The organism is Pseudomonas sp. QTF5, from assembly GCF_000512695.2.
GTDB lineage: Bacteria > Pseudomonadota > Gammaproteobacteria > Pseudomonadales > Pseudomonadaceae > Aquipseudomonas.
The window spans coordinates 41,402-64,763 of the sequence record NZ_AZRW02000035.1 but is presented as its reverse complement, the minus strand read 5'-3'; the positions used below and the strand labels follow the sequence as shown (position 1 = coordinate 64,763).

The window sequence follows — 23,362 nt, the reverse complement described above, 5'->3', positions numbered from 1 at the left end:
GCGGCGTGAGAACCGAAAATAATGTCCAAAATTACTGGACCAGATCAAGCCCGCTCCCACATTGGGTCGGTGGTGTCTTGGAGATTTGTGTTGTGGTTGACCCAAGGCATCTGTGATGAAATGCGACTCCACTCTCTATCGCGCCGCGCCGCCATCACTCGCCGTGAAACCCCGTTTGATTCGCCATCTGTTCCTGCCGCCGCTGGTCATCGCCCTGATGATCGGATTGGGTTACATCGGCTTCTGGGTCAGTGAACACTACGGAATTCGCAGCCTCAGCGAGAATGGCCAGCGTCAGTTGGAACTGCACGCCCGCGCCGTCGAGAGCGAGATCAGCAAGTACACCTACCTGCCCAGCCTGCTGGAACTCGAATCCAGTGTTTCAAAACTGCTGGCCGACACGTCACCGGAACACCGGCAGACGGTTAACGAATACCTTGAAGGCCTGAACCGGCGCAGCCGCAGTCGGGCCATTTATGTGATGGACACCACCGGTCGCGTACTGGCCACCAGCAACTGGCGTGATGTCGACAGTTATCTCGGTGAGGATCTGTCCTTCCGCGCCTATTTCCAGAACGCCGTGCGCGGTCAGCCGGGGCGTTTCTATGGCATCGGCAGCACCAGCGGCGAACCCGGCTATTACCTGGCTCATGGCCTGGAAGAGCACGGCAAGATCATCGGCGTCGCCGTGGTCAAGGTCCGCCTCGAAGCCATGGAAGAACGCTGGCAGCGCGCGCGCCTGGAAGCCTTCGTCAGCGACGAGAACGGCATCATCATTCTCTCCAGCGATCCGGCGCGGCGGCTTAAATCGGTTGTGCCATTGAGCGAGGAAACCAAGGAAAAACTGGCCCGTAGCCTGCAGTATTACTGGTTTCCGCTGAATGAACTGCAACCGCTGGCGCGGGAGAAACTCGCCGAAGGTGAGGAAAAGCTGACCTTCCCCGCCAACAGCGAATTGATGTCCGATGAAGAGAACATCAGCTACCTCTCGCAAACCCGGCCACTGAGCGACACCCCATGGAACTTCACCCTGCTCACCCCCCTGAAGGATTTGCGGCGTGAAGCGATCAATCAGGGGATTCTGGTGGCGGTGGCGTTTGCCCTGGTGGCGTTTCTGCTGATCGCCTGGAACGAGCGGCGCAAAGTCATCGCCACCCGTCTCGCGGCGCGGGAAGCCTTGCAGGAAGCCAACAATCAACTGGAGCGTCGGATTACCGAACGCACCACCGACCTGCGCGCCAGCAACGAACGGCTCAAGGGCCAGATCCGTGAACGCCGACAGGCCGAAGAGACGTTGCGCCGCGCCCAGGATGAACTGGTCCAGGCCGGCAAACTGGCGGCCATCGGCCAGATGTCCACCAGCATCGCCCACGAATTGAACCAGCCGCTGGCCGCCTTGCGGACCTTGTCCGGCAATACCGTGCGCTTTCTGGAACGCGGTCAGCTGGATGTGGCCAGCACCAACCTCAAGACCATCAATGAACTGATCGACCGCATGGGCCGGATCACCGCCAGCCTGCGTTCCTTCGCCAGGCGCGGTGATGACAAGGGCCAGGCCAGCTTTGGCAAAGCCGTAGACGCCGCCCTGCAATTGCTGGGCAGCCGGATGGAAAGCGCGCATCTGCAATTGCATCGCGACCTCGAAGACGTACAGGTGCAGATCGACCAGACTCGTCTGGAGCAGATCCTGGTCAACCTGATAGGCAACGCGCTCGACGCCATGCAATCGCAGCCCCAACCGGCGTTGTGGCTCGAAGGCGAGGAATTTGACGGCAAATATCGCCTGCGGGTGCGCGACAACGGCCACGGCATCGATGCCGAAGCGCGCAAGCATCTATTCGAACCGTTCTTCACCACCAAACCCGGCGAACAGGGCCTGGGCCTCGGCCTGACGCTTTCAGCCAGCCTGGCCGCCGCCACCGGCGGGCATCTGGGTGTCGAACACCCGGCCAGCGGTGGTACCACCTTCGTCCTCAGTTTACCGTTGGTAAGCCCCACTCCCGCCGAGCCAATATGAACAACGACCTTAGTGTGCTGATCGTCGAAGACGACCCCCATGTCCTGCTCGGTTGCCAACAGGCGCTGACCCTGGAAGACATTCCCTGCGTGGGTGTCGGCAGCGCCGAAGAAGCGCTGGAGCGGGTTGGCGATAACTTCGCCGGCATCGTCATCAGTGACATCCGCCTGCCGGGTATCGATGGCCTGGAGCTGCTGACCCGGCTCAAGGCCCGCGATCGCAGCCTGCCAGTGGTGCTGATTACCGGCCACGGCGACATCTCGATGGCCGTCGGCGCGATGCAAAAAGGCGCCTATGACTTCATGGAGAAACCCTTCTCCCCCGAACGCCTGGTGGACGTCGCCCGCCGCGCGCTGGAGCAACGCAGCCTGGCGCGGGAAGTGTCGTCGTTACGTCGACAACTGTTCGAGCGGGATTCGCTCGAAGGTCGGATCATCGGGCGCTCGCCGGCCATGCAGAACCTGCGCGAACTAATCGCCAACGTCGCCGATACCTCGGCCAACGTGCTGATCGAAGGCGAGACTGGTACCGGCAAGGAATTGGTTGCGCGCTGCCTGCACGATTTCAGCCGCCGGCACACCAAACAGTTCGTCGCGCTGAACTGCGGTGGCCTGCCAGAGAACCTGTTCGAAAGTGAAATCTTCGGCCACGAGGCCAACGCCTTCACCGGTGCCGGCAAGCGGCGGATCGGCAAGATCGAACACGCCGATGGCGGCACGCTGTTCCTCGATGAAGTGGAAAGCATGCCGCTGCCGTTGCAGATCAAACTGCTGCGGGTATTGCAGGAACGCACCCTCGAACGCCTCGGCTCGAACCAGAGCGTGGCGGTGGATTGTCGGGTGATCGCCGCAACCAAGTCCGACCTGGATGAATCGAGCAAGGCCGGCGAGTTTCGCAGCGACTTGTATTACCGCCTGAACGTAGTGACCCTGGAACTGCCGCCGCTGCGCGAACGCCGCGAAGACATCCTGCAACTGTTCGAATACTTTTTGCAGCAGTCATCCCTGCGCTTCGACCGCGCCGTGCCAGATATGGACAACCAGACCCTGTCGAACCTGATGAGCCACGATTGGCCAGGCAACGTGCGCGAATTGCGCAACGTCGCCGAACGTTTCGCATTGGGCCTGCCGGCCTTCAAAAAATCCGGCACCAATGGCAGCAATCAGGGCCTGGCCTTCGCCGAGGCGGTGGAAGCCTTCGAACGCAACCTGCTCAGCGACGCCTTGCAGCGCAGCGGCGGCAACCTGACCCAGGCCAGTCTGGAACTGGGGATGGCCAAGACCACGCTGTTCGACAAAGTGAAGAAATACGGGCTGAGCCATTAAATGGACCTGATTTTCAAAGCAGCCCTGGGCGCGGCGGTGGTGGTAATCCTCGCCATGCTGGCCAAGACCAAAAACTATTACATCGCAGGCCTGGTGCCGCTGTTTCCGACCTTTGCGCTGATCGCTCATTACATCGTCGGCAAAGGACGCTCGCTGGATGATCTGAAGACCACCATCGTATTTGGCATGTGGTCGATCATTCCGTACTTCGTCTACCTGGCGACCTTGTATGTGATGGTCGACCGGATGCGGCTGGAGGCTTCTCTGGCGGTGGCTGCGGTGGCGTGGTTGATGGCGGCGACGGTGTTGGTCAGCGTGTGGGTTCGCTTGCACGCCTGACCATCCACCCTTGTGACTTGTGACTTGTGACTTGTGAACTGTGAACTGTGGCGAGGGAGCTTGCTCCCGCTCGGGTGCGCAGCAGCCGCAAAACCGATGTGCTCAGTGTGCCTGACGGAAACAGTTCGTTGTTATTGGGGCTGCTTCGCAGCCCAGCGGGAGCAAGCTCTCGCCACAATTTCAGCTCACCGTCCCGCCCTTGGCTTCACTCATGATCTGGCGAATCGCACCGACAAATGTCTCCACCGTCGGCACGGAACTCACCCCGCGCGATAACCACAACTGTTCTTCTTCGCGAACCTCTTTCGCAAATTCATCGGACGCCAGAATCGCCTCGGCCCTCTGTCGATCCAGCCCCACGCTTTCAGCGATCTGCGCCAATTGCCCGTGATCGGACGGATTGCCGCCCTCGGTGAAATACGCCTTGAACAGTGCGTCTTTCAGGTTGAACTGCAACCCTTCCAACCCCGCCCAGTGCAGTAAGCGGTGAGCATCGAAAGTGTTGTAGATACGGCTGTTGCCGTCCGTGCGAAAGGCAAACCCGACCTCGGCGCCACGCGCGCGGATCGTTTCGCGGTTCTTCTGCGATTGCTCAGGCGTCGAGCCGTATTTCTCGGTGATGTGTTCGGTGATGTTCTGGCCTTCGGGGCCCATCTTCGGGTTCAGTTCGAACGGCTGGAAACGGATCTCGGCCCGGACTTCGTCGCCGAGCAAATCCAGGGCACGGGTCAGGCTATACAGACCAACGACGCACCAGGGGCAAGACACGTCGCTGACGAAATCGATTTTCAGGGGGGTACTCATCACACACCTCGCAGGATTGGATCGCGCCGGAAAGTTTGAACGATACACCTGACAGGTCCGAGGTGGCAGCCGTTCCACTATTCCACCTGTGGGAGCGGGCTTGCTCGCGAAGGCGTCGTGTCAGTCGATATCTGCTTTGACTGAAGCACCGCATTCGCGAGCAAGCCCGCTCCCACAGGTTTTGGGGTGTTTGGGAGGGCGTGTTTAGTTCTGTTTAGCGTTACTTCCTGAAAGCTACAGCGCCTTGCGCCGACGCCTACAACCACGTCAGAATCCGCCGGCTTGTGCGCCTTGAGGCCCGTCGGTAACTTGGTTCGTGTCACTGATTCCCAGTGATCGGGTTTAGTAGCCCGGCATTTCTTTCCGGTCGCATAAGTGTCATCCAGTCAGGCATTCGCCTGCACTTGATGGTGGCTGTGCGCATGGTGCCCTCGGGCGCGCCGGTTTTGACTGGAGGCCGGTCTACTAACTTGTGCACAGCTGCCTCCCCATTCCGTTTAGTAGCGAGATGAGTTGCAGCTCTACTAACAGGAGTACCAGTTCAATGTTCAAAATCACTCCAAACCCACCGGAAACCGACGACGTTTCCCCGTACGAAACCCCAGGCTCCAAAAAGCTCAACGAAGCCGCCGACCGCGCCCTCGATTACTACCTCAAACCGGTCATTCCCAAAGATACCCCACGCAAACCCAGCACCCTTTACTCCGTCGCCCCCGACGCCGATAACGAAACCCTGCTGGTCAACGCCTGCGAATCACTGGCGGCGGCGAGCGTGATGTTGAGTGATTTCGCGGGGATGCTGAACGGCCCGCAGCGCAACACCGTGCTCGGCATCCAGAACTCCGTCATGTTGGGTGAACTGGCGGTGAACCGGATGCTGGATAACTTCGTTCCAACGTAATTGGCGACCTGACTGACCAATGAGGTTCCACTAGCACAGAAGATCAAATGTGGGAGCGGGCTTGCTCGCGAAAGCGGTGTGTCAGTCGACATCTGCTTTGACTGATACACCGCTTTCGCGAGCAAGCCCGCTCCCACAGTTTGGATTGGGGTGTTACAGAAGATTATGCTCGGCCAATGGATCGATCTGCGCCCAATGCGAAGTATCCTCGCGATGGGCCTGCAAGTACGGCAACACCGCCGCCAGTAACGGCGCCTTGAAAGCTTCCTGGAAACGATGAGCCAGCCCCGGAATCAGCTTCAACTGACTGCCACGGATATGCGCCGCCAGATGCACGCCATGCATCACCGGCAGCAACGGATCGGCGGTGCCGTGAACCACCAGCGTCGGCACCCGCAATTGGTTGAGCAGCGCCACGCGGCTCCGTTCGGCGAGGATCGCCATGATCTGACGCTTCACGCCCTCCGGGTTGAACGCCCGATCATAGGACTGCGCCGCCTGCTGCAACAACGCCTGCCGGTCATCGCTCACCGCCGGGCTACCCAGCGCCGCCAGCAAATCGGCCTGTTGCTCCAGCGCCACTTCGCGATTCGGCGCGCCGCGTCGCGCGAGTAACTGCACCAGCGCGGCACTCGGCGCCGGCAAACCTTCGGCACCCGAGCTGGTCATCAGCAAGGTCAGGCTCTCGACACGTTGCGGTGCCATGGCCGCCATATGCTGAGCGATCATCCCGCCCATGCTCGCGCCCAGTACGTGGAATTGCTCGACATGCAAGGCATCCATCAGCCCAAAGGCATCGTCCGCCATGTCGGTCAGGGTGTACGGCGCCGAGACCGGCAAGCCGAGTTTGTAGCGCAGCACTTCGAAGGTCAGGTTGGCCTCGACGGGCGCTTGCCGCCAGGTCGAGAGCCCGACATCGCGATTGTCATAGCGAATCACCCGAAAACCCTGCTGACACAACGCGACCACCACCTCGTCCGGCCAGTGAATCAACTGCCCGCCCAACCCCATCACCAACAACAACGCAGGGTCCGAGGCACGGCCAATGCTCTGGTAGGCCAGGCTCACCTGCTCCAGATCGACCCGCTCGGTCGGAACATTGACATCGCAACGAGACGCCGCAAAAGACGACAGGCTGAACAATAAAGCGGCCAGAAAAGTGGCCGCCGACAAGAATAAAGCACGCATGAAAAACACCGAAACGCAGAACTCCAGTAGAGCGCGAGTCTGATGAAGTTTGTTCAAACGCGCTGCCACAGTTGCGTGACAGTTTGATGAATATTGCCCAATGGTCGATGCGATAACTATGTAGTGCCACAGACGCTGGCGAGTTTCTTTTAATGGCGCTTCTGCAGAGCGGATAGGCCGCTCTCCTGATAGAACCACACTGCCATGAATGAAAAAATCCTCAGCGCCCTGCCGATGCCCCCACCGATCACCATCGCGGCGAATGCGCCTCTGAAGAACAATCCCGATGAAAGCCTGCTGCTAAGCGCCTCGACACAGTGGCGCGATTGCACTCGGGCGTTGCGCGAGCTGTTCGCCGCCGCGCCAGTGAAAAACCAGCCTCCTGATGCATCGCTCCAGCAACGCTGGAACGCTTATTGGCAGGCCCGAGCACCCTATACGCCGGTATCACGGCGCGAGCGGGCGGGTCAGTTGTACCGCAGCCATTTCGAGGCCAACGCAAAAGTGGCATTTGCCCGCAGAACCCTGAGCGCGGAACAGTTGAAGCTGCTGCTGTCGATCATGGATTCTCCTGGCGCTGAGCCGCCCCCCAACGATCAGCCCGTCCATTGCGAGCAACCGACCCTGGTGTTGAGCGACGGCGGCACAATAAAGCTCAGCGCCACCTGGGTCATCAGCATGGGGAGTAGTACCCTCCCCGTCGCGCAGGTGCTGTATCTGCCCTGTCGACCTGTTGCCCTTCAGGTCTTCGAACAGCGCAGTGACATGGAGGCCTGGCTGTCGCGACAATCACTCATCCCGCAGGGCCTTCCCGACGATGACATCCGCTTCGAATACAGCGCCAGGACCCAGCCACTGACAGCGGGTATCACCGATCTGCTTTCACATCCGCCGCACGCAGGCACTGTTTTCTTTGCCTCCCCACCAGATACCGAAAGTGCGGTATCAACCCCGACTGCCGAGCTCGACGAGCCATCCTGGTTTGGCAGTTTGTACGCAGACATTCCTTTGCCCCTGCGCCAGGCCGCCCTGAGCAGGCAACGAGACGCACTGGAAACGCTGTTGGGAGATTCTGCCGACAGTGACGCCCTGCAATCCTTAAAGGACTCGCACAAGTCACTGGAAACTGCGGAACAAGACGCCGACACGGCCGCGTCTGCCCTGCTTTACCGGGCGCGAACCTTCGATATGGTCACCCTCAATCGACAATTCACTGCCCTCCACCAGGCCCACAAGGCCGGGCTGCATGCCGAGGTCGGGCTGCAACTGGCCCTCAAACAGCTGAGCGACGATGACTGCAGCCTGCTCAAAGCCGTGCTGGACACACCCGACGATCCCGCCCCTGATCGGGTGGCCGCCAGCCTGACCCTGTCGATGACCGAACACAACGGTGACCAAACCGCAGTCACCGCCCAGGAACTCAACGGCCCGTTCGTCATCACCCGGGCGGACGCCCTGCTCGATGCCGATTCGCCACACAGTCTGCTGCTTTACTGGCCCGGCAACGGCGGTGGATTGCAACGGTTCGACAACCGGAGAGCGCTTGAGCGGCAGGTGTTCATGATTCAACAACCGGATAACCGGCTGGCGTTGCAGCTGAAAAAAATCAGTGGCGACCCGCTGCGCTACGCACTGAACACACTGACTACTCACTTCGAAGAACAGGCCGGCGAGATACGCCAACGTTATACTCAGACGGCAGCTCAGCGTGCCGATGAGCTGGAAAGCCTACGCCAACGTTCCCTCGCCGCCTTGCAGGTTCCGGTACACGCCGCCAGGAGTCTGGCCTTTGCGCATCACCTGGAGCAAAGCCGCACGGGCGCCTTGGCCACCCATCTGCCGGACTGGCTCGGCAAACTGTCCGAGGCTGAGCGCGTGGGGCTCAAGGGCCTGATCGAAGCGTACATCCCGGCGATGCGCCGCAGCCACGAACTGCTGACCGTGGCCCTGATGCCGCGCGATGACTTCACCCGGCAACACTTGCAGGCCCGCCTGCGCCGGGACTTTTCGATCCAGGGCCATTTCCAGGTGCAGCTGGACCTGCCCGACTCGGTCAGCCTGCAAAAACATGTGATGAGTGCCCCAGCGCCAGGAACGCCCCAGAAACTGGTGGCAGTCCCCAGTGCCACGCGCAGCAAAATGTCCCTCGAGGAGCTGGCCCAGCTCAATATCGACAACACCCCATCGATGCAACTGGAGCCCCTTTCTCTACGGTTGAGCTTCATGCGGGTGGAAGTCACCACTGCAGATGAAGATGAACGCCGAAGACTGACCGCCGGCATTACCCATGCCTATCTGAAAACCTTATTACCGGAACTGGACCTGCCCAAGGCCTACGAACAACTGATCCAGGACACCTTCATGGGCTCGATCAGCGAGGCCCAATTCGTCCGGGAACATCGCCGTGAATGCCTGCTTGAACCCTGGCGCCTGATGCTCAAGCTGCAAGGCGAATGCGCGCGTCTGCAACGACAGATCCGGGAGTACGACCTGAAAATCCTCAACCTCGCCATCGACGCCAACAGCGCCGACGCCTGGAATGCCGACGGTAAACGCGTGGTGATTCTGCCGGCCTTCCTCAGGGCAGGCGATAAGGACACGCCCAATGAGGGGCCAGTGACCCTGCCCGGCGTAACCTTCATCAACGATCAAGTCAGCGGCACGACCTTGCTTTATCTGCCTGATCGGCCCGATGGACAGTTTCTGCGCCGCTACGACAGCCTGGAAGCCGCGCGCAAGGCCCTGTTCAATTTGTGCCTGCGCAGCGAGATGGTCAGCTACCTGGCCGGCCGGGCCTTGCACGGCAACGTCCGCGCCCATGAAAGCCGCATCAATCAGGCGATGCTCAAGCATTACGACGCCATGATCGGAGTCGGCATGCGCTGGCCGGTAACCACCTCGTTCGCCGCGCACTTGCTCAATGCCCATATGGGGCGCCTGATCGAGGCCCATCGCGGGACGTCCCGCTCCAACGATGCGCTGTACATGGAGCGTTACGCACTGTCAGGCCCGCGTGCGTTCAACTACCTGAAAATGGCGTTGGGCGTGCTGCCTTTCATCGGTACCGCTTTCGCCCTCTACGATGCGTGGACCAGCGCCAATCAGGCCGTCGCGGCATTTCTGCGGGGCGACGTCGGTGATGGCCTGACTGAGATCGAATCGGTGCTGCTGTCCTTGATCGACGCGGCCATGGACCTGCTCCCGGGCGAGGCAGCCACCTCTGTGCTGTCCCGGACCGCGCGCGCGCTGACACGTACCCGCCAGTTGCAGCGGCTGGCCAGAACCGCGGCAGCGTTGCAGGCACCCTCGCTGCACCAGGCTCGGCGGACAGTCCAGCGTTTCGCCGGTTACGAATATGAACAACCGATCTCGCTGTCAGGGCTGCAACCGGCCAGCCATGGCATGTACCGCGATATCTACCGGCACGCCGACGGCGACTTTATCGTCCGTCAGGGGCGGATCTTTCAGGTCGAGTTCAGCAAGGACTCGCGCAACTGGCGCTTGAGCGGCAGCCGGATAAAAACCTACAAACAGCCGATTGCACTGAATGAAAACGGCCAATGGGACACCTGGTTTGGCGTCCATGGGACGATCTTCGAAGGCGGTGGGCTCGGTGGAGGAGCGGTTCTCGGGCACATGGCTAACGGGCTCGACCCACTCTGGCCGCAAGCCATTCGCCAACGGTTGCCACGCTGGTGGGCCGATCAGGCTTATCGTCGTCATAACCAACTGACCGACGCAGCCGATGACCTTGCCCTGCGACTCAATGAACAGTTCTCGCAGAGCGCTGTCCCGATCGAAAAATATGTCAACAGCGCCGCGGCAGATCGCCCGGCACTGATGGCGGCCGCCGAATCCGCGTGTATCGGCGATATTGAAATAGCCAGCCGACATTATCGGACGCTGGATGAATTGCTGCCCTTGACCCGCGGCAACAAACGTCGTGAGCTGAGCGACATGCAGAGCAATGACGCCCTGCTGCTGGCTGACCGGTTCAAACATCGCGTTTACTACGTCAATCACCGGAGCGAGCCGATCATGGACCGAATCGATGCATTGACCGCACGCATGGACAACTTGCCGCCGGATTCACTCAGTCAGCGCCTGAACATTCTGGAGCAGATCCGAGAGGCGCGCGTGGCGCTGCTGCAAAAACTGGATGACATCGAAGGCTTGATGCGCGACCTCAACCTCTGGTACGAGCGTATCAGCGTCAGGTCACACAGGGCAAAGATGACAGCCGAAGTCACCCAGCTGAATGGACGCCTCAGCGAAGCCAATCTGCTTTATCTGAAAACCGGTCATTTGCTGGAGACCGTCAAGCGCTTTGACAGCATCAGCGATGTGTCCTGGTTCTACTTGCAAGCACGAGCACAAGGCCTGCGAGCCAAGGTCGATCGTGCCTTGTTCACGCAATACAGCCTGCCCGAGGTCAGTGCCACCAAAACCCAGCGCAACCGGATACTTCAGGAATGCCTCGAGCATTACACGCAATTCCGTCGCGACATGAAGGTCTGGACCACCAGCTACCCGCAACACTTCCATCTGGATGCCGTTGAACCCCTGATGGCGGGGATCGACAAGATGGCGAAACGGGCCCTCAAGGGTATGGAACTGCCGACTTCTCCAGCGCCCGTCGGGCGTAGCAACAAAAAAGTCTTCACCACCGAAGATGACCAATTGCTGATCGGTGTTGAACGCTGGAAATCCACCACTCAAAAGCGCCAATACGTTTTGACTGGCCAGGGTGGCTCCGAGGAAATCTGGGAACAAGGCAGCAACGGCAAGTTCCGTCTTCTAAACCCGCCGGAACAGGCATCGGCGCCCGTTCAGACAGATTTACTGAAATGGGTAGACGACGCCCGCAAACGTCTGGAGTACCAGCAGACGTACCAGACCCAGGTTCAGTCCTACGCCGGACAAGACATGCTCCCGGTCGACCTCGAACACATGATGGTCAGCGAAGCCGATGAGCTGACCCGTCGCGCCCTGCGCATCGAAGAGATGGAGGCGCAAAACCCGATCATTCGGCAACTACGCGACAAGGCCGGTGAACTCAAAGCTACCGGCCGGGAAATGCGCACCCGACAAACACTGGCCAGCAAAAATCCCACAGACGGCATGCTCCACGACCTGAAAAGCCAGGAAGCGGTGGAGATCCGCAAATCCAGCCCGATCAAGAACCTTGGCAAGCGCCGGGACGGTCGAATCGACTATATGCAGGAATATGAAGTCTGGAACCTGACGCCAACGCCCCCGAGGATTTTGTGGTACGCACACTTTCACTATTCCAGTGCGACACCGCTGTTCAGACAATTCGAGAAAGCGCACTTGAAGTTGCCTGAGCACCGCTTTCTGACACATGCCGACGATGCAGAGCTTCCTTACGCCGATATCGGTAAAAAATCGATCGCACTCCCTCATTTCGACAATCTCTGAGGCGCAAAGGAGCGAGACAAGAAGATGCGGCGCGGCTGAAATTGCTTAACTGACTGGCATTAGGAACCGCCCGCTCCCTTCGGCGGATTTCAAGCCAGTTGACTACGCAACTGCCGAGCCGCCGCCACCATGTTCACCAACGCAGCCTCAGTCTCCGGCCACGCCCGTGTCTTCAACCCGCAATCCGGGTTTACCCACAACCGCTGCGCCGCAATCCGCTTCACCGCTTTGCTCATCAACTTCACCATCTCTGCCGTGTCCGGCACCCGAGGTGAGTGAATATCGTAGACACCCGGACCAATGTCGTTCGGGTAGTCGAATGCTTCGAACGCCTCCAGCAATTCCATGTCCGAGCGCGAGGTTTCGATGGTGATCACGTCGGCGTCCATGGCGGCGATGGACTGGATCACGTCATTGAATTCGCTGTAGCACATGTGGGTATGGATCTGGGTTTCATCCCGCACGCCGGATGCACTCAGGCGGAAAGCTTCCACCGCCCAGTCGAGGTATTCCTGCCATTGCGCCCGGCGTAGCGGTAGCCCTTCGCGGAACGCGGCTTCGTCGATCTGGACGATTTTGATGCCGGCGTTTTCCAGGTCCACCACTTCATCGCGCAAGGCCAGGGCCAGTTGCTGCGCCTGAATTTTGCGCGAGACGTCTTCGCGCGGGAACGACCACATCAGCATGGTCACGGGACCGGTGAGCATGCCCTTCATGACCTTATCGGTCAGGCTCTGAGCATAGGTGATCCAGTCGACCGTCATCGGCTTCGGACGGCTCAAGTCCCCATAAATGATCGCCGGTTTGACACAGCGCGAACCGTAGCTCTGCACCCAGCCGAACCGGGTGAACAGGTAGCCGTCCAGTTGCTCGGCGAAGTACTCAACCATGTCGTTGCGCTCGGCTTCACCGTGCACCAGCACGTCCAGGCCCAGGCGTTCCTGGATTTGCACGGCGTGGCGGATTTCGCTGTGCATGGCATCGGTGTAATCGTTGGCCGACAGCTTGCCTTGCTTGAAGGCCTGGCGCGCCAGACGGATCGAACCGGTCTGCGGGAACGAGCCGATGGTGGTGGTCGGGAATGCCGGCAGTTTCAACCGTGCACGTTGTTGTTCGATGCGTTTGGCAAATGGCGAATGACGTTGGCTGTCCGCCGCACCAATGGCGTTGACACGCGTCCGTACTTCGGCTTTATGGATGCGCGGCGATTGGGCGCGGCTGGCCTGAATCGCACGGCTTTCAGCCAGGGCGGCTTGCACCTTCGGCGCTTGCGGATCATTGAGGGCATCACGCAGCACGGCGATTTCACCGCACTTCTGCACGGCAAACGCCAGCCAGCTTTTCAGTTCCGGGTCGAGTTTGTCTTCACGGTCCAGGTCCACCGGGCTGTGCAACAGCGAGCAGGAACTGCTGACCCACAAGTTATCGCCAAAGCGCTCCTGGGCTGGTTGCAGTTGGGCCAGGGCTTGCTCCAGTTCGCAGCGCCAGACGTTGCGGCCGTTAACCAGGCCCACCGAGAGAATCTTGTAGGTCGGCAGACGATCCAGCACTTGGCCGAGTTGATCCGGCGCGCGCACCGCGTCGATGTGCAGGCCTTGCACCGGCAGACCGACTGCCAGGCCAAGGTTGTCTTCCAGGCCACTGAAGTAAGTGGCCACGAGTTTTTTCAGCGGTGAGTATTGAAGGATGTGATAGGCGCGTTCGAAGGCATTTTTCCAGGCCTGTGGCAGGTCGAGGGTGAGGATCGGTTCGTCGATCTGCACCCACTCCACGCCTTGAGCGGCGAGGCGACCGAGGATTTCGCCGTAGATCGGCAGCAGGCGCTCCAGCAGGTCGAGTTTGTCGAAGCCATCACCCTTTGCCTTGCCCAACCATAGATAAGTCAGCGGGCCGATGATCACCGGTTTGACGTTATGGCCCAGGGCTTTGGCTTCTTCGACTTCATCGAACAGCTGTTCCCAGCTCAGTTTGAATGGTTGATCTACGGTGAATTCCGGGACCAGATAGTGGTAATTGGTATCGAACCACTTGGTCAGTTCCTGAGCGTATTGCGCCTTGCCATGTTCACCGCCGCAGCAGGCTGCGGTAGCGCCACGGGCCATGGCGAACAGGGTGTCCAGCGTCGGCAGGCCGTTGGCATTATTGACACTGTCGAAACGCTCGGGGATGACACCGAAGGTCAGAGAATGAGTCAGTACCTGGTCGTACCAGGCGAAGTCGCCTACGGGCAGCAGGTCGATGCCGGCGTCTTTCTGCAATTGCCAGTGGGTGGCGCGCAGTTGGCGGCCGACGCTTTTCAATGCGTCCTGATCGAGGTCGCCCTTCCAGTAGGATTCGAGGGCTTTTTTCAGTTCGCGGTCAGCGCCGATACGCGGGAAACCAAGGGTGTGGGCCTGAGCCATGATGAAAGTTCTCTCTATAAAAGATGCTGTAAAACATGGCGCTATTGTCGACAGCCCACCCAACATGAGACAAACTCAATCTTTTCGTGTTGATCACAAGTTTTCCTCATGGAGCCCCCGGTGCTTGAAATCCGTCACCTGAAAACCCTGCACGCCTTGCGCGAAGCTGACAGCCTGGTGGACGCGGCCGACCGCCTGCACCTGACCCAGTCGGCGCTGTCCCACCAGTTCAAAGAACTGGAAGAGCGCATGGGCATGCCGCTGTTCGTGCGCAAGACCAAACCGGTGCGCTTCACCAGTGCCGGCTTGCGCCTGCTGCAACTGGCCGACGCTACCCTGCCGATGCTGCGCGGCGCCGAGCGTGACATTGCGCGACTGGCCGGCGGCACCGCAGGGCGTTTGCACATGGCGATCGAGTGCCACAGTTGCTTTCAGTGGCTGATGCCGACCATCGACCAGTTCCGCGATGCCTGGCCGGAAGTCGAACTGGACCTGGCCTCGGGTTTCTCCTTCGCCCCGCTGCCGGCGCTGGCCCGAGGCGATCTGGACCTGGTGGTGACCTCCGATCCGCTGGAACTGGTCGGGATTACTTACGTGCCATTGTTCACTTACGAAGCCATGCTCGCGGTGGCTAACCAGCACCGCCTGGCAAGCAAGCCGTACATCGTGCCCGAAGATTTGCTCACGGAAACCTTGATCACCTACCCGGTGGAGCGCGATCGGCTGGACATCTTCACTCGCTTCCTTGAGCCAGCCGACATCGAACCGGCCCAGGTGCGCACATCGGAACTGACGGTGATGATGATGCAACTGGTGGCCAGCGGTCGCGGCGTCTGCGGCATGCCCCATTGGGCGCTGCATGAATACAGCTCACGGGGTTACGTGAAGGCCAAGCGACTGGGGGAGAAAGGGTTGTTCGCGACGCTCTACGCCGGGATTCGCGCCGACATGCTGGATGCGCCGTACATGCGCGATTTTTTGCTGACGGCCAAGGACACGTCGTTTTCGACGCTGGATGGGGTGAGTGCCGTCCGCTAATGCTCTGTCACCCGAAATGGTTGGGGCAATGACGATCAAATGTGGGAGCGGGCTTGCTCGCGAAAGCGGTTTCATATTCAACATACATGTTGACTAACCTACCGCTTTCGCGAGCAAGCCCGCTCCCACATTGGGTCTGCGGGGTTCACAAAAAATGGGGTCATTGCAGTGTAGGAGCGAGGCTTGCCCGCGAAAGCGGTAGGTCAGCCGACATCAATGTTCGATTTGAAACCGTCTTCGCGGGCAAGCCTCGCTCCTACAAGGGATCGGGGGTGGTTTCAGAGCTCACGCCACATATGGATCTTGTCGAAGTAGTCTTCGCCAACCCGCACCGCCAATGGTTCCAGGCCGAACTGCACGAAGCCGCAGCGCTGATACAGCTTGAAGGCGGCTTCGTTGCCGGCGGTGACGGTCAGTTGGATCAGCCGCAGCCCCTGATGGGTCTGCGCTTCAGCCAACGCGGCCTGAACCAGTTGATAACCGAGCCCGCGCTGTCGCACCTTGCTTGTGACGTACATGCCAAACAGCGTCGCCTTGTGTCGGGCCTTTTCCCGAGATTCGAAGGCCAGGCCAACGATGCCCGCCAGCCTCCCTTCCTCGAACACCCCGAGAATCCGGTCCAGCTTGTGGGTCAGCCGCGATTCCCACCAACTCAGCGGCATCGTCGCGCGCTCGCGCACGCTGGAAGTGAACGCCTGAGGATGCAAGTCATAGGCCTCAAGCATCAGCGCCCGATAATCCAGGGCATGGCTGGCATCAAGCCGTTGAATCCACATCTTCAGGCCGCTCGCCGCTGCTCAAGCATCAAGCGCACCGCCAGCCCGGACAGCACGAAGCCCATGAAATAACGCTGCATCGCCAGCCAGTTCGGGTTGTTGACGAACCAGGACGCGATGCCTGCGGCGAACAGCGCGATCAACAGGTTGACGCTGAAGCTCACGCTGATCTGGGTCAGGCCGAGGATGATGCTCTGGGTGAACACCGAACCGTGCTCAGGGGTAATGAACTGCGGAAACACCGACAGGTAAAACACCGCGATCTTCGGGTTCAGCGCGCTGGTGAGAAAGCCCATGGTGATCAACTTGCGCGACGAATCTGCCGGTAACTGCTGCGCCTCGAACGGCGAGCGCGCACCGGGCTTGACCGCCTGCCAGGCCAGCCACAACAGGTACAACGCGCCGGCCCACTTCAATACTTCATAGGCCACCGGCACGGCCAGGAATACCGCGGTCAAACCCGCGGCGGCAGCGAACAGGTGCACTAAAAACCCCGCGACTACGCCGAGCAACGAAGTCACTCCGGCCTTGCGCCCCTGGCAGATAGAACGAGAGATCAGGTAGATCATGTTCGGCCCGGGAGTGAGCACCATCAGCAGCGCCGCGGCGGCGAAAATCAGCAAGTCTTGAAGCGGGATCATGGGCATTCTCCATCCTTGGACGATCAGGCAGTTTCGATCAGTGAGGCTCGATAAAACGGCAAGATCAGGTCCCGTGTCAATGGCGCCAGTGTGATTTCGCCGTCGGTGGCCGGATCGATCCAGCGCACTTCTTCAATCTCTGCCGCCGGGCAAACGTGCGAATCGATGGTCAGCTGAAAGAGTTCGGCCTGTACGACATAACCCGGCTCATTGGCGGCCGGTGCCGAGAATTGCCCCAGGTAGGCGGCATGCGCCGGATCGATGACCAGCCCCAGTTCCTCTTCCAGCTCACGGGCGAGGGCATGGACCGGTTGCTCATGGGCCTCGATCTTGCCCCCCGGCTGCATGAACGCCTGGGTGCCGCGCTTGCGGACCAGCAGGGTGCGACCGTCGGGGCCGATCAGCAAGGCAGCAGCAATGCGGATGAGGCGGGGCGAAGCGGCGGATGAAAGCGTCATGGGTCAGGATTGGCCTTGGATAAAAGGCGCAAGGATCACATGCGCGCCGGTTCTTCGTCACGCCGAAAAGCATTTGCCTAGCGCCAAACTGTGGGAGCGGGCTTGCTCGCGAAAGCGGTGTATCAGCCAACATTAATGTTGAATATAAAACCGTCTTCGCGAGCAAGCCCGCTCCCACATTGGATCTGTGTGCAAAGCCACGAAGCTCAACTCGTCTCGAGAAGCGCGCCCTCCACTTCCTCCGGCACTTTCACAAAAATGCTGTACTTGGCACCTTCCATCGCCTCGAAAGCGATCAACTTCTCCACCAGCGGCCCATTCAACACCTTGCCGGCATTGAGCAGCAGCATGCCGTTGTCGGCATTGAGATTGCGCGCCAGGATCATGCCAGCCACCAGATCACGGGTGGTCAGCACTTTGACCCTCGGATCGGCCAGCGTCACGTCGCTCAGATAAGTGGCGCAGACCTGAATGAAATCCTCCACCAGTTCCGGGTCGTAGAGGCGACCGGTGTATTGGCGGATATATACCAGGGCTTCATCGCTGTTCATCTGCCGTTCAAGGATCAGCCCGCGCTGCAACTCGATGAAATCCACCGCCAGTTTCAGCAACCGCGAGCCAAACGGAATCGCCTCGCCCTTGAGCCGATCGGGAAAACCGCTGCCATCCCAACGCTCCTGATGATGCAGGATCAGCCGGGCGGCGTCCTTCATTGGGTCGAGCGTCATCAGCAGCGATTCACTCTGCTTCGGATAACCCCGATAGCGCTCGCGGTCATTGTGGTGCAGCAGGTCCGAGGGCGTGCTCATCATGCTGTCGGTCCAGCTCAATTTACCGATGTTGTAGAGTGCCGCGGCCATGGTCAGGTCGCGACTGGTGCCTTCGTCCAGGCCATGGAGTTTGCAGTACACCCGCACCAGTTCGATGATCTGCCGGTTGGTCTGCTTGGTGGGCGGCAAGCGCAGGTTGGCCAGCAACGAAAACACTTCGGTGCCGGTGACATAGCTGCGTTTGAGCTCTTCGTAGGCCAGGTCCAGCATGTCGGCGGTCTGTTGCAGCTCGCTGGTGCGGGCCGCGACGTGTTTTTCCAGGGTGGCGTTGAGCAGCTTCAGTTTCTCGTTCTGGTCCCACGTTTCCTGCACCAGACGCAAGCGTTCACGCTCGGAATGCTGATAGGCCAGTGATTGCCGCAAGGTCAGCAGCATTTCCTCATCGTGCCAGGGTTTGCTGATGTAACGATGAATCTGCCCTTCATTGATGGCTTTGATAATGGCCGACGGATCGGCATAACCGGTCAACATGATCCTGATGGTGTCGGGATAACGCTGATGGATGTGGGCCAACAGCGTCGAGCCATCCATATTGGGCATGCGCGCGTCACTCATCACCAGATCGATCGGCTGCTGCGCCATGATCTCCAAGGCCTGGGCACCGCTGGTGGCCAGCAGCACCTCGTAGGGTTGGCCGCGCAGCAGGCGGCGCAGGCTGTTGAGAATCGACTCCTCATCGTCGACCAGCAGTAACTTGGGTTTATCGGTCACCGTCGTGGGGAGTTGCTCTTCCATGGCATTACCTCAAGAAAACGTGCGTCTTTGTCGCGCGCGGGGCGAACGTCCTGACGTTCCCGAGCCTGACCTACAGGCTAGATGATTTTCAGCCCGACCCCGGTAATGATTCGTTTCAGTCAACCGGGCGAAGTGCTGGCCGGGCGACTATGCTCAGATCACTCGGATCCAGAACGATACCCGCTCCATCCAGCGATCAGGGAAGGGATACCCTCTATGAACCCATTGCACCAACCTGCTGTCGGTAAAGGCGCATGTCAGTGAATACGCTGCTTGCGCGCATTAATCGTCGGATTCTCATCGTCGATGACACGGCGTCGATCCACGAGGATTTCGCCAAGATTCTCAGCCCGCCATCGATCGAAGACGACAGCCTGACCAGCGCCGAAAACGCCCTGTTCGGTACCCCGGCGTCGGTATCGTTGCAAAGTTTTGTCATCGATTCGGCGTTTCAGGGCCGCGAAGCGCTGGACAAGGTCGAGACCGCGCTGGCGAATGACTCGCCCTACGCGATGGCCTTCATCGACATGCGCATGCCGCCGGGCTGGGACGGCCTGGAAACCATCGAACGCCTATGGCAGGTCGATCCCAAGTTGCAGGTGGCGCTCTGCACCGCGTATTCCGACTATTCCTGGGAAGACATCGCCGAGCGTCTGGAGCTGGGCGATCGCCTGCTTATCCTGAAAAAGCCCTTCGATGCCATCGAGATCCGCCAGATGGCCAGCGCATTGACCGCCAAATGGCAAATGACCGAAGACGCGGCGCTGAAGATGTCCTTGCTGGAGCACGCGGTCGAGGAGCGCACCCGGGAGCTGTCCGACGCCAACATCATCGTGCAGAACAGTCCGACCATTCTGTATCGGCTGCGGGGCGAACCGTCGTTTCCGCTGATGTACATCTCCCACAACATAACCAAATACGGCCACATCGCGGCGGCCCTGGTGGCTTCGTCCAACTGGGCACAGGAGTTGATCCATCCCGACGATCAATCAAAAGTCGACACGGCCATGGCCAGGGTGCTGGACCGCCATGCGGCAGGTGCATCCATCGAATTCCGGATGCGCACCGGCGACGGCGACTGGCGCTGGGTCGAAAACCGCTATATCCCGGTGCGCGACGATGAAGGCCGCTTGCTGGAAGTCGAAGGCATCATCATCGACATCACCGAACGCAAACTGGCCGAGGAAAAAATCGCCCTGCTGGCCCGCACCGACGGGCTGACCGGGCTGGCCAACCGCGCGACGCTGATCGAGCGGCTGCACCAGGCATTCGCCGCCGCCCGGCGCGGGGCCACGCCGTTCGCCATGTTTTACCTGGACCTGGATCACTTCAAACGCATCAACGACACTCTGGGCCATCCGGTGGGCGACCTGCTGTTGCAGGAGGTCGCCAGGCGCATAAAAAACTGCGTGCGCGAAAACGATGTAGTCGCCCGCCTGGGCGGCGACGAGTTCGCGATACTGCAACTGGATGTCGGCGATCCGACCCAATCAGCGGCCCTGGCCGCCAAGGTCCGCGATGCACTGGTGCTGCCCTACTCCCTGGCCGGCAATGATGTGCGGGTCTCGGTCAGCATCGGCATCAGCAGCTACGTCCCGGTCAGTCTCAGCGCCGACAGCCTGTTGACCCAGGCCGACATGGCGCTGTATCGCTCCAAGGAAAAGGGCCGCAACCAGTACCACTTCCATTCCGAGGAGATCAATCAGGAAGTGGTCGAGCGCATGACCATCGCCAACGACTTGAAAACGGCCATCGAACACGACGAACTCGAACTGCGTTACTGGCCGGAAGTGGACTTGAGTAGTGGCAAGATCCTCGGCATGGAAGCGCAGGTCAGCTGGAATCACCCCCTGCGCGGTTTGCTGGAAGCCCAGGCGTTTCTGCCCGCGGCGGAAAAAACCGGCACCATCGTCGCCCTCGGCCACTGGGTGCTGGAGCGCGCCTGTCGGCAAATGCGCCAGTGGCGTGACGAAGGCATGGCGCCACCGGTGGTGGCGATAAAACTGTCCCTGGCTCAGCTCAAGAGTGGTCCCGAGCTGATCTATGACGTGTTGCGCACCACCGCGCGTTGGGAACTGTGCCCATGGGACCTGCGCTTCGACGTCACCGAAGCGACCCTGGCCCAGACCAAGTGGACGCACAACGATGTACTGCCGCGCCTGCGTGAGCTGGGGGTGAAAATCGCCATCGACGACTTCGGCACCGAATATTCCTCGTTCGATTACCTCAAGACGTATCAGGTCAATCACCTGAAACTCGCCCAGACCTTTATCGACATGGCCGCACGCGACCCGGCCAGTGCAACTACCTTGCGGGCCATCATCAACTTCGCCCGCGAGGTAGGGATCGGCATTATCGCCGAGGGCGTCGAAACCCAGGAGCAACGCAGTTCGCTGATGGCCACCGGCTCACCGATGAACGCCCAGGGTCACTACTTCAGCCAAGCGGTCAGCAGCCAACAGGCCGCCGAGTTGCTGAAGGCCGGGAGCATCGTGCACGCCAACTTCGGAATCGGAGTGATGCCCGACGATCCGCGGCGTGCCATGGAGGACAAGGAATGAAAACTCCGTTCGTCCAGGCCAACCGACGCATTCTGATCATCGACGACACCCCTTCGATCCATCAGGACTTTCGCAAGATTCTCGGCGTCAATACCGACGATGAACAATCACTGGCCGGTACTGAAGCGGCGCTGTTTGGCACCCCGCAACTGGCTCGGCCAACGTTCCAGCTCGACTCCGCCTACCAGGGCGAGGAAGCGCTCGAACTGGTCAAGCGTGCCCAGGCACAAGGTCGACCTTACGCCATGGCGTTCACCGACATGCGCATGCCCCCGGGCTGGGACGGTCTGGAAACCATCGAACAGCTCTGGAAGGCTGATCCTCACCTGCAAATCGCGCTGTGCACGGCCTTCTCCGATTACACCTGGGAAGCCATGGCCGAACGGTTGGAGTTCGGCGATCAGTTGCTGGTACTGAAAAAACCCTTCGACAGCCTGGAAATCCGCCAGATGGCCAGCGCCCTGACCTGGAAGTGGCAGATGGCGCAGGACGCGGCCATGAAAGTACTGACCCTGGAGCAAACCATCGAGGCCCGGGTCCACGAGCTGCTCAAGGTATCGCACCTGTTGCAGTACGACGTATTGACCGAATTGCCCAACAGCACCTTGCTGGGTGACCGGCTGAACCAGTCACTGGCCCTGTCACGACGCCATGACAAACAACTGGCCGTGATGTTTCTGGGACTCGATCGCTTCAAGCGCATCAACAATGCCTTGGGGCACCCGACCGGTGACGAGATGCTCAAACGTGTCGGGCAAAACCTGGTAGCCAGCGTGCGCGCGTCCGACTCGGTGTTTCGCTACGGCTCCGATGAATTTGTGGTGATCCTCGCTGACATCCACCACCCCCAACAGACCAAGGGCATCGCCGAAAAGCTCTTGAACGCCATACGCGCGCCTCAACACATCGCCGGCCACGACCTGAGCGTGACGGCCAGCCTGGGCATCAGCGTTTATCCCGATGACGGTTTCGATGCCATTGCACTGATCAAGAAAGCCGAAACCGCCATGCGCAACGTCAAGGACAGCGGCCCGAACGATTTCAGTTTTTTCATCGATGAGATGAACCAGCGCGCCCGGGAACAGCAGAGTATCGAGTCGGGTATTCGCCTGGCGCTGGAGCGGGACGAATTTGTCCTGCACTACCAGCCCAAACTCGATCTGGGCAGCGGCAAGGTGGTCGGCGCCGAGGCGTTGATCCGCTGGAAAAAACCGGGGCAAGGCTGGGTTTACCCGACAGACTTCATCGGCGTGGCCGAAGACAGTGGCTTGATCGTACCGTTGAGCAAATGGGTGCTGACCGAGGCCTGCCGACAAGCCCGCGCCTGGCAGGCGAGCGGCCTGCCGAAACTCTGCATGTCGGTGAACGTGTCGGCTATCGATTTCCGCCAGCGGGATTTTGTCGAGGGCATCGAACAGATACTCAAGCAAACCGGCATGGACCCGGTCTTACTGGAACTGGAAATCACCGAAGGCGTATTGATGCAGAACGTCGATGCGACGATGCTCGCGCTGAATCGGCTCAAGGCATTGGGGATACGGCTGGCAATCGATGACTTCGGCACCGGCTATTCCAGCCTGAGTTACCTGCAACGGTTTCCCATCGATGTACTGAAAATCGACCAGTCATTCATTCGTGGCCTGAGTCGTGACAGCAATGACGCGGCCCTGGTCAGCGCCATCATCAGTCTGGGCAAGAGTCTCAAACTGACCATCATTGCCGAAGGGGTGGAAACCCTCGAACAATTGAATTTTCTCAAGGCCCTCCAGTGCGAGGAAGGCCAGGGTTATTACTTCAGCAAAGCCGTGGAGCCGGAGGCCTTCGTGCAATACCTGAGATCCGTACAGCCCGCTCCATCCGCCGCCACATGAACGATGTGCAACGACACCCAGGCCCCTGCGCCAAGGA

15 protein-coding genes are annotated in these 23,362 nt (G+C 59.9%); 8 read left to right on the top strand and 7 right to left on the bottom strand.

Going from position 1 to position 23,362, the window contains the following annotated elements:
- The first annotated feature begins 115 nt into the window (after window positions 1–115).
- From IC37_RS22530 to IC37_RS22520, 3 genes are read left to right on the top strand one after another with little or no spacing between them, the layout of a single operon-like run.
- Window positions 116–2,017 (top strand): sensor histidine kinase, encoded by a 1,902-nt coding sequence (locus tag IC37_RS22530; RefSeq protein WP_030129606.1) that lies wholly within the window; start codon window positions 116–118, stop codon window positions 2,015–2,017.
- Entirely contained in the window at window positions 2,014–3,342 is a 1,329-nt protein-coding gene (locus IC37_RS22525) for a sigma-54 dependent transcriptional regulator (RefSeq protein WP_030129605.1), read from the top strand. The genes IC37_RS22530 and IC37_RS22525 overlap by 4 nt, the downstream gene beginning before the upstream one ends.
- Before the next feature lie 9 nt (window positions 3,343–3,351).
- Window positions 3,352–3,681: a GlpM family protein gene (locus tag IC37_RS22520; protein WP_177409425.1), complete on the top strand. Its 330-nt coding sequence runs from the start codon at window positions 3,352–3,354 to the stop codon at window positions 3,679–3,681.
- Window positions 3,682–3,861: 180 nt separating this feature from the next.
- Here IC37_RS22520 and IC37_RS22515 read toward each other — a convergent pair whose 3' ends face one another.
- Complete coding sequence (locus IC37_RS22515) at window positions 3,862–4,485, bottom strand: DsbA family oxidoreductase (RefSeq protein WP_030129603.1); 624 nt, start codon at window positions 4,483–4,485, stop codon at window positions 3,862–3,864.
- Window positions 4,486–5,029: 544 nt separating this feature from the next.
- Here IC37_RS22515 and IC37_RS22505 point away from each other — a divergent pair.
- Window positions 5,030–5,386, top strand: a complete 357-nt coding sequence (locus IC37_RS22505) for a DUF6124 family protein (RefSeq protein ID WP_030129602.1) — start codon at window positions 5,030–5,032, stop codon at window positions 5,384–5,386.
- Window positions 5,387–5,539: 153 nt separating this feature from the next.
- On the opposite strand, the gene IC37_RS22500 is transcribed toward IC37_RS22505, so the two are convergent.
- Window positions 5,540–6,559, bottom strand: a complete 1,020-nt coding sequence (locus tag IC37_RS22500) for an alpha/beta fold hydrolase (protein ID WP_177409424.1) — start codon at window positions 6,557–6,559, stop codon at window positions 5,540–5,542.
- A gap of 219 nt (window positions 6,560–6,778) precedes the next feature.
- On the opposite strand from IC37_RS22500, the gene IC37_RS22495 reads away from it, so the two are divergent.
- Window positions 6,779–12,013, top strand: a complete 5,235-nt coding sequence (locus tag IC37_RS22495; protein ID WP_030129600.1) for a dermonecrotic toxin domain-containing protein — start codon at window positions 6,779–6,781, stop codon at window positions 12,011–12,013.
- Between the two features lie 89 nt (window positions 12,014–12,102).
- Here IC37_RS22495 and metE read toward each other — a convergent pair whose 3' ends face one another.
- Entirely contained in the window at window positions 12,103–14,415 is a 2,313-nt protein-coding gene (metE, locus tag IC37_RS22490; RefSeq protein WP_030129599.1) for a 5-methyltetrahydropteroyltriglutamate--homocysteine S-methyltransferase, read from the bottom strand.
- A 120-nt stretch (window positions 14,416–14,535) separates the two neighbouring features.
- Between metE and metR the strand changes: the two genes are divergently transcribed.
- The gene (gene metR / locus IC37_RS22485) at window positions 14,536–15,453 is read left to right on the top strand and encodes a transcriptional regulator MetR (RefSeq protein ID WP_030129598.1); all 918 of its coding nucleotides are present in this window, start codon (window positions 14,536–14,538) and stop codon (window positions 15,451–15,453) included.
- Between the two features lie 278 nt (window positions 15,454–15,731).
- Here the strand turns inward: metR and IC37_RS22480 are convergent, their stop codons facing one another.
- The 4 genes from IC37_RS22480 to IC37_RS22465 form a co-directional block, all read right to left on the bottom strand.
- A complete protein-coding gene (locus tag IC37_RS22480; protein ID WP_030129597.1) occupies window positions 15,732–16,229 on the bottom strand; it encodes a GNAT family N-acetyltransferase in 498 nt (165 codons plus the stop codon).
- A 2-nt stretch (window positions 16,230–16,231) separates the two neighbouring features.
- On the bottom strand, window positions 16,232–16,870 hold the full coding sequence (locus IC37_RS22475; RefSeq protein ID WP_030129596.1) for a LysE family translocator: 639 nt from the start codon (window positions 16,868–16,870) through the stop codon (window positions 16,232–16,234).
- A gap of 23 nt (window positions 16,871–16,893) precedes the next feature.
- Window positions 16,894–17,328, bottom strand: a complete 435-nt coding sequence (locus tag IC37_RS22470; protein WP_030129595.1) for an NUDIX domain-containing protein — start codon at window positions 17,326–17,328, stop codon at window positions 16,894–16,896.
- Window positions 17,329–17,534: 206 nt separating this feature from the next.
- Complete coding sequence (locus IC37_RS22465; protein WP_030129594.1) at window positions 17,535–18,893, bottom strand: HD domain-containing phosphohydrolase; 1,359 nt, start codon at window positions 18,891–18,893, stop codon at window positions 17,535–17,537.
- 254 nt (window positions 18,894–19,147) lie between these two features.
- On the opposite strand from IC37_RS22465, the gene IC37_RS22460 reads away from it, so the two are divergent.
- Window positions 19,148–21,454, top strand: a complete 2,307-nt coding sequence (locus tag IC37_RS22460; protein ID WP_030129593.1) for an EAL domain-containing protein — start codon at window positions 19,148–19,150, stop codon at window positions 21,452–21,454.
- The gene (locus IC37_RS22455; protein ID WP_030129592.1) at window positions 21,451–23,325 is read left to right on the top strand and encodes a bifunctional diguanylate cyclase/phosphodiesterase; all 1,875 of its coding nucleotides are present in this window, start codon (window positions 21,451–21,453) and stop codon (window positions 23,323–23,325) included. The genes IC37_RS22460 and IC37_RS22455 overlap by 4 nt, the downstream gene beginning before the upstream one ends.
- Window positions 23,326–23,362: the final 37 nt, after the last annotated feature.